Origin of the sequence: Streptomyces sp. NPDC051364 (assembly GCF_040682115.1) — a bacterium.
Lineage (GTDB): Bacteria > Actinomycetota > Actinomycetes > Streptomycetales > Streptomycetaceae > Streptomyces.
This window is the reverse complement of record NZ_JBFBAH010000049.1, coordinates 1-13,223: the sequence shown is the minus strand read 5'-3', so window position 1 is coordinate 13,223 and position 13,223 is coordinate 1. Positions and strand designations below refer to the sequence as shown.

Sequence of the window (13,223 nt, the reverse complement as noted above, 5' to 3'; positions counted from 1 at the left end):
CGTCAACTGCTTGCCGTATCGATCGCCCTGGCAGCACGGGGTCTGCCAACGGTCCGGCGGCCCCGTCCCCGGCGCCTGGGCCGGCCAACCCGACCGGCCTCGTACACTGGCACCCTGAGCAGTCCGCCGAGGGCCAGAAGCGCGGCGACCGCCACCGGCAGTACGACGGAGGGCGGCAGCCAGGCGTGGTGGATCAGCAGCCCGATGACCGTCCCGACGAACGCGGTGACGCCCAGTACCACGGCCGTTCCCTGCACCGTCAGCCCGAGCCGCTGGAGCCGGTGCGCGATGTGGTCGGTGCCGCCGAGCAGCAGCCGGCGGCCGGCCCGGCGCCGGGAGACGAGGACGAGCGCAGTGTCGGCGGTGACGACGAGGGTGAAGGCGAGCACCGCGCCCATGGTGCGGGCCGGGGTGTCGCCGGTGTGCAGCAGTACAGCGGCGGAGGACAGCACGAAACCGGTGAACAGCGAGCCGCAGTCGCCGAGGAAGATCCGGGCGGGATGCCAGTTGTGCAGCAGGAAGCCGGTGAGGGCGGCGGCCAGTACCCAGAGCAGCAGGGCGAGACCGGTACGGCCCTCGATGATCGCGCAGATGGCGAGCCCCAGCGCGGTGACGGCAGCGACCGTCCCCATTGCTCCGTCGGAGTTGTCCAGCAAATTGAAGGCGTTGGTGACGAAGACGATCCACAGCACGGCGAGGACCCCGGTCAGCAGCCCCAGTCCGCTGCCGTGCGCGACGGCACCCGCGGCACCCGTCTCGACGACGAGTCGCGCCCGGGGCCCCAGCGGCCGCAGGTCGTCGAGCAGTCCGAGCACGGCGACGGCCGCTGCGACCGCGAGCAGCGTGCCGTCCTCGGGGCCCAGCGGCGCCTGCCCGGTCCACAGTCCCGAGGTGGCCGCGGCGAGGGTTCCCGCGGCCACCGCGACCCCGCCCAGATGGGGGGTGGGGCGGGTGTGCGCCTTGTGCGCGCCGGGCCGGTCCAGGAGACCGGCACAGGCGTGTCGCCACCGCAGCGCGAGGGCACGTAGGAGTTCGGTCAGCACGGCGGTGAGCAGCAGGGCAGCCGCTGCGACCGCAAGCGCGTAGGGCACGGTGAAGGTCCTCTCAGAGCAGGTCAGGCCGGCAGCGGCACGCGCTCGGCACGCGCCTCGGCGATGGTCGCGTCGAGGATGTCGTCGAGGGTGCGCTGCGGCCGCCAGCCGGTGAGGGTGCGGATGCGTGCGGTGTCGGGCAGCCGACGCTCCATGTCCTCGAAACCCTCGCCGTACGCCTGGTGGTAGGGGACCAGCCGGATGTCCGAGTTGCTGGCGCTGCGTGCGACGACGCGGGCGGCCAGCCCGGCGATGGTGGTCTCTTCGTTCGTACCGATGTTGAAGACCTTGCCGACCGCGTCCGGGTGGGCAAGCAGCCGCAGCAGCGCGTCGACGACGTCGACGACGTGCGCGAAACAGCGCCGCTGCGTGCCGTCGCCGTGCACGGTGAGGGGTTCCCCCTCGACGGCCTGGCGCACCAGCCGGGGCACGACCATCCCGTACGCGGGGCTCTGCCGCGGTCCGACTGTGTTGAACAGCCTTACCACGATGGTGGGCAGGCCCAGTTCGCGGTGGTAGGCGAAGGCGAGGATCTCATCGACGGCCTTGGCGGTGGAGTACGACCAGCGCGCCACGCTCGTGCTGCCGAGGATCCGGTCGGCGCCCTCGGCGAGTGGTCCCGAGGAGTTCTTGCCGTAGATCTCCGAGGTGGAGGCGACGAGCACTTTGCGGCGGTAGCGGTGGGCCGCCTCGATGACGGTCTCGGTACCGCGGAGGTTGGTGGTGAAGGACTGGAGGGGCCGTTCCACGATCAGCCGGACGCCGACGGCGGCGGCCAGATGGATCACCGTGTCGCACCGGCGGACCCATTCGTCCACGAGCAGCTGGTCGAGTACGGAGCCATGGACGAAGCGGAAGCGTGGATTCCGTCGGGCCTCTTCCAGGTTCCTCTCGCTTCCGGTGGCGAGGTTGTCGAGCACGACGACCGCATGGCCCCGCGCGAGCAGGGCGTCGGTGAGATGTGAGCCGATGAAGCCGGCACCGCCGGTGATCAAGTACGTCGAGGGATTCATACGCCGCCTGTTCGGTTGCGGTATCCGAGTGATGCGGAACGGCATTTGTGATATGCCGCTGACAAAATAGCCCATCTTGTCACAATCTGTAACGAACAACACGGCTCACATCGCACGTAGATCGGAGAAACGTCAGATGGGACCAGCAGAGACCTCAGCACGACGGAACGTTCTGGTAGTCGGACTGGGATATGTGGGGCTGCCGCTGGCGGTGCGTGCTGCGGAGGCGGGCTTCCGCGTCACCGGCCTGGACACCGACGAGCACCGCGTCAAGCGGCTGGAGGCCGCCGACTCGTACATCGAGGACATCCCGGACGAACGACTACTGCCACTGCTCGATTCCGGGCGGCTGAGGGTCAGCACCGACTACGCCGACGCGGGCACCTTCGACGTCTGCGTGATCACCGTGCCCACTCCCCTGCGCGACGGCGCCCCGGACCTCCGGTGCGTCGAAAGCGCGGGGCGGTCGGTCGCCCCGCTCCTGCGTCCGGGTGCGGTCGTGGTGCTGGAGTCGACGACGTACCCCGGCACCACCGAGGAGATCCTTCTGCCGATCCTGGAGGTGGGCAGCGGGCTGCGGGCCGGCGACGGATTCCGGCTCGGGTACAGCCCGGAACGCATCGACCCGGGCAACGCCCGTTGGCAGCTGGAGAACACTCCCAAGGTCGTCTCCGGCATCGACGACGCCTCCCTCGAAGCCGTCACGGAGTTCTACGACCGGATCGTGACCCGGACCGTGCCGGTCTCCTCCCCGCGCACCGCCGAGCTGACCAAGCTGCTGGAGAACACCTTCCGGCAGGTGAACATCGCGCTCGTCAACGAACTCGCGATGTGCGCCCGGCCCCTCGGCGTCGACATCTGGGAAGCGGTGGACGCGGCCGCCACCAAGCCGTTCGGCTTCATGCCCTTCACGCCCGGACCCGGGGTGGGCGGTCACTGCCTGCCGGTGGACCCCTCGTACCTCTCCTGGCAGGTACGGCAGAAGCTCCAGCACGATGTGCGCTTCGTTTCGCTCGCCCACGAGATCAACGAACGCATGCCCGAGTACGTTGTGGGGCGCATCGAAGGCGGTCTCGCCGGCCTCGGCCGACCGCTGGCCGGTGCACGGGTGCTGGTGCTCGGGCTCGCGTACAAGAAGAACACCGGGGATGTACGGGAGTCCCCCGCCGCCACCGTCGCCGGGCTGCTGATGGCACGCGGCGCGCGAGTCCGGGCCGTGGAGCCGTACGCCGATCCACAGTTGCTGCCGTCCGGGGTGCTGTGCGTCGAGCTGACCGAGGCGGAGATCGCGACTACAGACGCAGTCGTTGTCCTGACGGACCACGACAGCCTCGACTACGGCCTGGTGGAACGCCATGCGACGTACGTCTTCGACGCCCGCAACCGCTGCCGGGGAGACCTGATCGACCGCCTGTAGCCGCACGGTGCCACGGTCAGGGCTGCGCGACACAGATGACCACGCGCCGACGCAGGCGAGGGCGACCATCAGCCATCGCTTGCGAGGCGACTGGCACACGACCCCCACCTGCGCTCCTGCGCTCCTGCGCTCCTGCGGGCACTGCACGTTCATCTCCGGCTCACCGGCAATGGCGTGGGTCGGGTTCCGCCCACCTGGCTCGACAACCAGCCCAACCCCGAGACCACACCACATACCGGCGATCAGTAGCTACGCCGTCGGGCAAATCAGCTCCAAGACAGACCTGTGGAAAATCAGCTATGCCCCGGAAGGAAGTAGCAACACTACCCAGGCAGACGTAACGGAGGTATGGCGGTGACGCTGACCCGACCCACCCCGGGACTCCCCTGTCGCCAGGCTCCCGCTCCAGGGCAGGGACTGTAAACCGTTCGGAGTAACTCCTGATCAAGGAAGAGGCATCGATGACCAGCGACAGCATGACCGAGGCCGAGTCCCGTCGAGGCGGCTGAGCCGCAGCCGGCAAAGGGGCGAGGGCCAGACGAGCTGGTGGGCTGTGCGCCGACCCCGCCAGGGTGCTCAGCCAGCGGCCGCGGCCGGGCCCGCCCCGAACCTCGGCACGTCCTCCGCGGTCACGTCCAGGCGCAGCCGCTTGAACCGCAGCGGTGACGAAAGACTCCGCCGCGGTCGACGGCCCGGTCGGCGCTGCTCTCCGCCACCAGGTCCGGGCGGACCAGGACCGCGTCCAGGACGTCACGGCTGCCCTATTCGGAGACTGGCTTGACCCAATAGGTAGCTAGAATTCCCCGTCGCCCTCGACGTTGGCGACCATCGTGCGCAGCACCTTGAGCGCGGCCACGTACTGCTCGTCGCTGATGCCCTTGTGGACCACGGCGCGCAGCTCGGTCACCAGCTCGCGCAGCTGAACCCTGGCAGCCTCTCCCGCGTCGGTAAGGTGCAAACGCTGCTCGGCGTCAATTCGAAGCCAGCCACGGTAAAGCAACTGATCGACGACTCGAGCGATCTCGTGCGGCCCGTCAGCGAGGGGCGTCAGCGGGGTGACCACCTCCTCACGGCTCGGCGCCGTCGGCCCGCGGTTCACACGGTTGAGCACCCAGTACTGAGGCTGCGTGACGTCGACCCTGGCCATGGCGTCACGCAGATGCCGGGTCACGGCCGCGTGGGCAAGCCCGCACCAGTAGCCGACAGGTTGGGTGGCCAGCATGTCATCAGTGGCGGCCGGATCGGCCGGTGCCTGATCGGTGCCGCTGCCGGTCAACGATTTCATGATCACGACGCTACATCCCCGTAGCGCACGTGAACACCGTCAAACGCATCAACCGCCTCAGACTTGGGGCGTCCCCAAGCGGTGACCGCCGGGAGCGGTGCAGGTTCGTGGTGTGGGGTGTGGCGGGTCAGGCGGTGTGGGGGGAGGGACGTGGGGATGAGGGGTTCGCGTACGGCTGCCGAGGCTACGTAGCCGCGGTCCACCGGAACGTCCAGGAAGTGCCAGTCGGCCCGGGGTTGGGGGGTGCCCAGGCCGATGTAATCCGTGGCGGGGTCGCGGCCGAGACCAGTGCCGAGGCCCTTGAGGTACGCCTCCTTGCGCGTCCACAGGCGGGCGACGGCACGCGGGCGGCGGACCGGGTTCAGCGCTTGGGCTTCCGCCTGTTCGTCGGGGTGCAGCATCAGGGCCAGTTCGTCGCTCTCCTGGATGTCGGACACCAGTTCCACGTCCACCCCGATCGGGGCCTGTGACACGCCGATCAGGACCAGATCGCTGCGGTGGGAGAGCGAGAAGTGGAGGTCTTCGGGGAAGCCGTGGAGGGCCGGGCGGCCGTGCGGGGCGCCGCAGCAGGGGCATTCCTCTCGCGCGTAGCGGACTTCGGTCGGCGGGACCGCCAGGTAGGAGCCAAGGACGGCGCGGAGCGCGACGTGGGCCGCTGTGAAGCGGATACGGTCCGCGGGCTGTGCGAGGGCCTCGGCACGCTCGCGTTCGGCAGCATCCAGGGTGGCCGTGTCCGCGAAGGAGTCCGGGGCGTCGGACAGCCGCAGCAGCCAGAGGTCGGGGGAGCCCAGTGCAGGGCGGTCACGCCGTACGGGCTGCGCGTTGATGTCCACTGACTGCTTCCGACCTTTGCCTCGGTGTTCACGCCTGCCTCTGCCGTGAGGCCCGTCACATGTCGCGGTCTGCGGCCGCGGACACTGCCGTACGCTCCGCCCCGCCGCTCGTCCTGGTCGGCGGCGCCGTGGGCAGGTCGCGGCGGCCGCCCAGGGGTTTCACCGCCAGCAGGAGGCTGCTGACGGCCAACCCCGCGGTCAGGAGCCACAGTGTCGGGCGCAGGCCGATGGCGGTGCCGAGGACACCGCTGAGCAGTGCGCCGATCGGCACCGCGCCGTAGTTGGCCACGGAGTGGCTCGCCGTGATCCGGCCGAGCAGTTCAGGAGGGCAGTACGCCTGGCGGAACGCGCCCTGGATGACGCTGCCGCAGACCACGCCCACCGACAGTCCCGCGCAGCCCAGGGCCACAAGCGCGACCCGCCATCCCTCGGCGGCCATCGGGATCAGCAGTCCCAGCGGAGCGGTGAGCAGTTTGCACAGCAGCATGCCGCGTGCGGTGCCGAAGCGGCGAGCCGTCGGCGTGGCGACGAGGGCGCCCAGGAGTCCTCCCATGCCGCCCGCTGCCAGCAGCCAGCCCACCGCACCTTCGCTAACGGCCAGTTCGCGCACGAGGAAGACGGTGAGAAGGGCATGGCAGCCGGTCAGCAACAGGTTGGTGACCGCCCCGTACGCCGTGAGCAGGCGCAGGTACGGATCGCGCACCGTGTAGCGCAGGCCTTCGCGGATGTCCTTGCGCAGCCGGGCGGGCACCGCCGGCTTCCCGGGGGGCGGTTCGCGGCCCGGGATCGCGATCAGGCAGAGCGTGGACACCAGGAAGGTCACCCCGTCGGCCAGCAGGCCGGTCACCGCGCCGAGGGTCTGCGCCAGCAGGCCGCCGACGCCTTGGCCGCCGAGCTGCGCGACCGACTCGCTGCCCTGCAGTTTCGCGTTGGCCTCGGGCAGGTCCTCCCGGGCCACCACCGATGGCAGGTAGACCCGGTAGGCGATGGAGAAGAGGACGCTCGCGCATCCGGTCAGCAGGGCCACGGCGAGCAGGTGGGCCATGGTGAGGATGTCGAGCCAGGCGGCGACGGGGACGCTCGCCAGGAGCAGCAGCGAGCCCAGGTTGCACGCGATCATCAGCGGGCGTCGGCGGACCCGGTCCACCCAGGCTCCCGCCGACAGCCCGAACAGTAGCCAGGGCACCCAGGCGGCAGCGGTCAGCACGCTCACCCACATCGTGCCGGCCTGCAGCGTCACCACGGCCACTAGCGGCATGGCGACCGCGGAGATGCTGCTGCCGAATCTGCTGACGGTCTCCCCGCACCACAGCAACCTGAAGTCGTACTGGCGCAGCAGACCGCTCCGGCCTCCGCTCATGAGGACTCCACGATCCCCTGCTCCGCCGCGGTGAGCTGCTCGGCGGCGTGTGCCCAGCGCGCCTGCCGTGCGGTCACCTCGCTCTGTAGCCGGTCGAGTTCGGCGCCGAGCTGGTCGAGGGCCGCTTCGGTGGACGCCGCGCCGGGGCCTGCGCCGTGGACGCAAGCCGCAGCGACGTCTGCGGGATCCAGCCAGGAGGAGCCGTCTCCCGGCGCGGCGGCGGCGACTTCGGGCCGGACACGGCCCGCCTCGGTCAGCGAGACGCCCAGCTCCAGGGCGGCCAGTACGGTCTCGCCCACCAGGTGGTGGGCCTCGCGGAACGGCATGCCACCGATCACCAGGCGCTCGGCCAGGTACGTCGCCGAGGTGAAGCCGTCCACGGCCCGCTGTGCCATCCGCTCGCTGTCCGGCTCCGCGCCACCCACCACCAGCCGCAGCAGGGTGACCGCGTCCGCGGTGCTTCGCAGGCCCGGCCATAGATGGCGTGCCGCCTCGCCGCCCACCGCGATGGCATTGGTGAAGCCGGCCGTGCCCATCGCCGACGCGGCGGCAGTGAAGGCGCCCAGGGAGGCGGTCGACCGGCCCTGGATGTGCTCCAGCAGGAAGGGGTTGCGCTTCTGCGGCATCATCGAACTGGAGCCGACCAGGTCGTCAGCCATCCGCAGTAGTGCGAACTCCTCCGAGGTCCACGAGCTGAGATCCCGGGCGGCACGGGCCATCGTCACGCCGAGGACGGAACAGGCGCCGAGCAGGCGCAGCACGAAGTCACGCGAGGCCACCGCGTCCACCGAGTTCGGCGCCGTGGCCGTGAATCCCAGCAGCTCGGCGGTGCGCTGCGGGGCGATCGCGACCGAGGTCCCGCCGACGGCTCCGGCGCCGAGCGGGTTGACGTCGATCTCCCGGCCCGCGTCCAGCAGGCCGTCGAGGGCGCGCAGTACGGCACTGGCCACTCCGGCCAGCCAGTGCCCGTAGGTGATCGGGACGGCGGGCTGTCCGTGGGTGTACGCCGGCATGGTGACCTCGCGGTACGCACCGGCCCGGGCGAGCAGGGTCCGAGCCAGCGCGGCGACCGCGTCGAGCAGTTCGCCGTACGGGCCGCGCGTCTTCAACCGGGCGGTTGTCGCGTTGAGGTCGTTGCGGGAGCGGCCGGTGTGCAGGACGCCGCCGACCCGCTCGCCGAGCAGTTCCACGAGCCGGCCTTCGTACGCCAGATACACGCCTCGTGGCATGGGCAGGCCACGCAGCCGGGCGAAGTCGTCGGCGCGCAGGGCGGAGATGGTGCGCAGGAGGGCGGCGGCCCGGCCGGTGTCGACGATGCCGCGCTCGGCGAGCATGACCAGGTGGGCCCGGTCCACCTCGCTGATCAGGTGCAGTTCCTGGCCGAGACCGTCCTGGCCGGGGTCTGGGAGGTACTGGTCGTAGACGATACGGTGCGCCTCCTCGTGGAGGGTGGTCCGCAGTCGGCCGGTGTCGGCCCCCGGGACAGTGGTGGGGACGGCGGTGCTCACGCGGCCTCCTTTTGGTTCGAGGGGATGCCGGAGACGGCGGGCGGCGGGGGCAGCAGGGCTGACGCCAGGCGTGCCAGCGCCTCGTGCGCCGCCGCCGCCGAGCGGTCGGCGGAAGTGGCCGTCGTGATCACATGGCCCAGGCGCCCGCGGAAGTCCTCGGCCGGCGCCACGGCGGCACCCGGGGCGCGGTACAGCGCGGCGTCCACGACCTCCGGTATCGCCCGCGCCCGGGACATGGCCTTACGGGTGGCGTCCGTCGGGCCGAGGAATCCTTCGGCCTCGGCGGTCAGGAACCGGATGGACGCGCCTGCGTCGCGGGTCGGCTCCAGTGCTACCGGCTCGCCGACGGCCGCCTGGACCTGGGCGGAGACCAGGTCGATCCCGCAGGCGCGGCGTACCAGCTCGGGAATCATGCCGCCGGCCAGCCGCGGGTTGACCTCGATGACCCGGGGTTCGCCGGCGTCGAGCCGCAGCTCCACGTGGGCCGCGCCCCAGCCGAGGCCTAGCGCTCGTACGGCGCGCACTGCGCATGCGGACAGGGCTGCCTGCTGCCCGGCCGGCAGGGCGGCGGGCAGGTCGTGGCCGGTTTCGACGAACACCGGGGGCGGACCGACGTGCTTGGCCACCGACACCACGGCCTCGTGTCCGACCACCTCGACGGAGAACTCCCTGCCGGTCAGGTAGGACTCGACGAGGATCCGGGACGGGGCGGCGAGGCCGCGCTCGTTCACTGTGGCGGCCAGCAGCTCCCCGGCGTGGGCCGCGACCTCCCCGAGGTCCGCGCACAGCCGTACGCCCAGGCTGCCGGAGCCCTGGACCGGCTTGACGACCACGGGCAGGCCCAGCCCGGAGGCGGCGGCCACCGCCTCCGCCGTCCCGCCGACCTCCGCGAAGCGGGGCACGGGCACCCCGGCGTCGGCGAGGATGCGGCGCTGGCGTGCCTTGTCGCGGCAGGCTCGTATGGCGTCGGCGGACGGGCCCGGCAGGCCGAGGCGGGCCGCGAGTTCGGCGGCGGTGGCCACGAAGTACTCGGAGCTGGACAGCACACCTGCGATCTGCGCGGACTGCGCCAGTTCCTGGACTGCCCGCCACAGGGCCGTGTGGTCCGCGGTGTCCACGACGAGGGTGCGCAGCCCGTCCTCGGCGGCGTATGGGTAGCGCCTCGGGTCCGCGCTGAGCAGCACCGGTTCCAGGCCAGCTGAGCAGGCCCGCTGTGCGAACTGGCGTCCCGTACCTGTGGTGTTTGATTCGATGAGGAGCAGCAGTCGGGCGTTCATGCGCTCACTCCTGGCACCATCACGTCGTCGAACCGCCGCCGGGCCCAAAGCAGCCGGGCCCAGGTCGCCGGTGCGTCCAGGGGGTGGTCGGCCAGGACCGGGCCTGCGGGGTTGGCGGCCGGCACGATGCCCTGCTCGCGCAGCCAGGACTCGTTGTACACGGTGGACTGGTAGCGGTAGCCCTCGTCCGGCAGAACCATCGCGACCTTGCTGTTCGGGTTGCGCTCCGCCCACCAGGCAGCGGCCTGGAAGGAGGCGCCGCTGGTGGGGCCCATGAACAGGCCGTGCGTGCGGAAGAGCTCGTGCGTCGCGTGGAACGCCTCGGGTGCGGTGACCCAGTGCACCTCGTCGTAGGCGGAATGCTGCACGTTGCCCGGGTGGATGCTGCTTCCGAGGCCTCGCAGCATGCGTTTGCGGTCGGGGGTGCCGAAGATGATCGAACCGTGGGTGTCCACGCCGACGAGGTGCAGGGCGGGGTCGGACAGCCGCAGCGCTGCCGCCAGGCCACCTGTGGAGCCGCCCGAACCGACCGGGCCAACCAGGCAGTCGACCGAGCCAATGGTCGTGCTGATCAGATCGGCGACGGAGCCGTACGCGGCCGGGTTGTCGGGATTGTCGTACTGGCCCGGCACGAAGCTGTCCGGTCGGAGCCGGCGCAGCTCTTCCACCCGGGCGAGCCTGGCGCCCTGGATGCCGCCGGGCTGCCCGGTGTCCTCGACAATCTCCACCGTCGCGCCCAGCATCGTCAGCCGGTTGTACAGCTCCCGGTCGATCGCCGAGTCGCCGACGATGGTGAGGGGATAGCCGCGCAGGCGGCACACCATGGCGAGGCCGAGGGCGAAGGTGCCGGATGAGGTCTCGATGATCGGGGTGCCGGGCGTCAGGGTCCCCGCGGCCTCGGCCCGGTCGATGATGAATCGGGCAGGCAGCAGCTTCATCAGGCTGAAGGCGACCCCGTACAGGTTTTCGGTCAGTTGGATGATGCGCGGGAGCTCGGTGGCTTCCACTACAGACGAGTGCGCCTTCGCAGCACCCGCGACCACGGTCGTCGTCATGTCAGTCACCCGTCGTGAAGATCCACTGCTCGTGGATGCCCGTGCTGTGCAAAAGGTCTTGTGCGTGTTCCGTGCGAGCCCCGACATCGGGGTCGTCCCGGTCGAAGAGGATTCCGGCGATGTCTCCGCTGTGGGCCGCCTGTACCCCCAGGGCGCCGGCCTCCCTGACGATGTGCCGGATCCGGTCGAGGCCCGGTATCGGCAGATGCCGCTGGTTGATCTCGGTGCTCGCCGTGGCCACAGCTCCCACGAGGGCCACGTCCTTGGTCTGGATGGCTTCCCGGAGCAGTGCCTGCAGTTCGGCGAACATCCTGGTCTCCGCCTCGTCGTAGCGGGCCGGCGGGAAGGCGAGGGTGTCCACGCCCTTCCCGTTGTTCTGCGGCCGGGACCCGAAACCGAGGACCCGGACCGGCGGCATGCGGTAGCCGAAGTCCTCAATCACCGCGCCCTCGCGCTGCGCGAACAGCACCGAGCTCTCCTCGAACATCAGCGAGTCGGAGGCCAGCTCCGCCTGTACGGCCAGCCGGGCCACGTCCTCCGGCGGGAGCGAGCCAGCGAAGGCGTCCTTCACCGCCCAGATGGCGGCCAGCACGTCGCTGGTCGAGGAGCCGAACCCGCGGCACAGCGGGACGTCGCTGGAGAGTTCGAGGTGACCGCCCACAGGACGGCGGCCTGGTGGGACCACCGCGGCGATGGTGAGCTCGGCCGCGCGAAGGGCCTTGGTCTTCCAGTCCGGGGAGACCGTCAGTTCGGCGCCGGGGGCGGGCATGAAGGTCGCGTGCGCCTTGTAGAGGGTGCAGGGGAGCGTCACCAGCCCCCTGGTGAGGCCGCCCTCGTGGGGGAATACGCCCTGCAGTATCTCGCCGTGATGTATGGGAGACGACGCGATGCCGAGGCGCCAGCCGGAATGATCCACCATGTCCCTTGCTTCCTCTGGGGGCCGGGCCGCTCCTCTGGGGTGCCGGGTCGGCCGTTCGGACACGTTTCACGTTAGGAGGGGCAGCCGGGTGGACCCGGTGGCTGGGGCGGCAGTTTGCGGGCAGTCCCCGCGCGGGGCGGGTTCGCGCGGGGACCGTCCCGGCGCTGGCTACCGCCGGGCCGACCGCAGCTGCCCGTCCAGGACTTCGCCGATCGCGCGCAGCGGCCCGGGATCGGTCATCTCGGCGTGCTTGCAGTCGATGTCGACCTCTTCGATCCGGCCGTCCACGTACAGGGCCCAGGCCTCCGCCCCGCCGAGGGGTGCCGGTGTGCCGGTGGCGTTGAAGAAGACCATGTCCCCTCCGTAGGCCAGTTCCGGGACGTAGCGGAGACGGATATCCAGGTTGGCGATCGTCGCTTCGACGACCGCGGTGGCCTGCGGTCCGTCGAGCTCTCCCAGCCCCGGTGCCCGGTCCCGCACGAGCTGCGCGATCTCCTGCACGTCGGGCGGTCCATCGGCGCACCGGAGGGTCGCCTCCGCCGGCGATTCGCCCAGCAGGCCGGCGAGTACGTCCCCTCCGGTGGTGGGCCGGGCCTCGAAGCCGTCGGGCAGGGGGTAGGCGTCCAGCAGTCCGAGCAGTGCCACTTCCTCTCCGAGCCGTTCCAGCCGCGCGGCGATGGCGTGCGCGACGATGCCGCCGAAGGACCAGCCGAGCAGGTGGTACGGGCCGTGCGGCTGGACCTGGCGGATGGAGGCCAGGTAGTCGTCTGCCACGTCCGCGATGGAGGCGGGCCGGCAGTGAGGCTCGGTGAGCTGCCGTGCCTGCAGTCCGATGATCGGCCTGTCCTCGCCGATGTGCCGGAGCAGGCCGGCGTAGCCCCAGCTGATACCGGAGACGGGGTGGACGCAGAACAGCGGTGCAGGCTCTGTTCCGTCCCTGGCGCCGGCGGGCCCTTCGGGCGCGGTGCGGATCGGGAGGACGGCCTCGAACGGGTTGGCGTTGCCGCCGGAGCCGAGGGCGATGTGCTCGGCGAGCAGGGCGGGCGTCGGGTGCTGGAACAGGTCGCGGATGGTCGTCTTCGTGTCCCAGATGCTGCGGATCCGGCTGATCAGCCGTGTGGCGAGCAGGGAGTGGCCGCCGCGGTGGAAGAAGTTGTCGTCGATGGTCGTGCTGGGGAGGTGGAGGGTGTCGGCGTAGAGGCTGCAGAGGATTTCCTCTGCAGGGGTGCGGGGCGCGCGGCCATCGGCGGGGTGGTCGTCGGGGTTGGGCTGAGGCAGCGCCCGCCGGTCCAGCTTGCCGTTGACTGTCAGCGGCAAGGCATCCAGTACGACGTAGCCGGACGGCAGCATGTATTCGGCGAGTGCGGATTCGGCGTGGCGACGCATGTCCTCGGTGTCGATGTGCCGGCCGGCGGCGGGGACGAGGTAGGCGACGAGCCGCTTGTCGCCGGGCCGGTCCTCGCGG

The 13,223-nt window shown here is 70.9% G+C and carries 11 protein-coding genes; 1 reads left to right on the top strand and 10 read right to left on the bottom strand.

What is annotated here, in order from left to right; genetic code table 11:
- Positions 1-2: 2 nt before the first annotated feature.
- Together AB0M76_RS41055 and AB0M76_RS41050 are read right to left on the bottom strand one after the other, a co-directional pair.
- The gene (locus AB0M76_RS41055; protein WP_365957871.1) at positions 3-1,091 is read right to left on the bottom strand and encodes an MraY family glycosyltransferase; all 1,089 of its coding nucleotides are present in this window, start codon (positions 1,089-1,091) and stop codon (positions 3-5) included.
- 23 nt (positions 1,092-1,114) lie between these two features.
- Positions 1,115-2,104, bottom strand: a complete 990-nt coding sequence (locus tag AB0M76_RS41050; protein ID WP_365957869.1) for an NAD-dependent epimerase/dehydratase family protein — start codon at positions 2,102-2,104, stop codon at positions 1,115-1,117.
- A gap of 136 nt (positions 2,105-2,240) precedes the next feature.
- Here AB0M76_RS41050 and AB0M76_RS41045 point away from each other — a divergent pair, with 136 nt between their 5' ends.
- A complete protein-coding gene (locus AB0M76_RS41045) occupies positions 2,241-3,521 on the top strand; it encodes a nucleotide sugar dehydrogenase (protein WP_365957868.1) in 1,281 nt (426 codons plus the stop codon).
- Between the two features lie 793 nt (positions 3,522-4,314).
- On the opposite strand, the gene AB0M76_RS41040 is transcribed toward AB0M76_RS41045, so the two are convergent.
- From AB0M76_RS41040 to AB0M76_RS41005, 8 genes are all read right to left on the bottom strand, one after another.
- Positions 4,315-4,806, bottom strand: a complete 492-nt coding sequence (locus tag AB0M76_RS41040; RefSeq protein WP_365957867.1) for a MarR family winged helix-turn-helix transcriptional regulator — start codon at positions 4,804-4,806, stop codon at positions 4,315-4,317.
- A 2-nt stretch (positions 4,807-4,808) separates the two neighbouring features.
- Positions 4,809-5,639, bottom strand: a complete 831-nt coding sequence (locus AB0M76_RS41035; RefSeq protein ID WP_365957866.1) for a 4'-phosphopantetheinyl transferase superfamily protein — start codon at positions 5,637-5,639, stop codon at positions 4,809-4,811.
- A gap of 55 nt (positions 5,640-5,694) precedes the next feature.
- A complete protein-coding gene (locus AB0M76_RS41030; protein ID WP_365957865.1) occupies positions 5,695-6,999 on the bottom strand; it encodes an MFS transporter in 1,305 nt (434 codons plus the stop codon).
- The gene (locus tag AB0M76_RS41025; RefSeq protein WP_365957864.1) at positions 6,996-8,507 is read right to left on the bottom strand and encodes an argininosuccinate lyase; all 1,512 of its coding nucleotides are present in this window, start codon (positions 8,505-8,507) and stop codon (positions 6,996-6,998) included. Before AB0M76_RS41025 ends, AB0M76_RS41030 begins: the two co-directional genes overlap by 4 nt.
- Positions 8,504-9,784 carry an ATP-grasp domain-containing protein gene (locus AB0M76_RS41020; RefSeq protein WP_365957863.1) on the bottom strand — a complete coding sequence of 427 codons (1,281 nt, stop codon included), beginning with the start codon at positions 9,782-9,784 and terminating at the stop codon, positions 8,504-8,506. Before AB0M76_RS41020 ends, AB0M76_RS41025 begins: the two co-directional genes overlap by 4 nt.
- The gene (locus tag AB0M76_RS41015) at positions 9,781-10,839 is read right to left on the bottom strand and encodes a cysteine synthase family protein (protein WP_365957862.1); all 1,059 of its coding nucleotides are present in this window, start codon (positions 10,837-10,839) and stop codon (positions 9,781-9,783) included. Before AB0M76_RS41015 ends, AB0M76_RS41020 begins: the two co-directional genes overlap by 4 nt.
- A 1-nt stretch (position 10,840) precedes the next feature.
- Entirely contained in the window at positions 10,841-11,758 is a 918-nt protein-coding gene (locus AB0M76_RS41010; protein ID WP_365957861.1) for a kinase, read from the bottom strand.
- A gap of 168 nt (positions 11,759-11,926) precedes the next feature.
- Positions 11,927-13,223: thioesterase domain-containing protein (locus tag AB0M76_RS41005; protein WP_365957860.1), on the bottom strand; the 1,297-nt coding region annotated here is incomplete at its 5' end.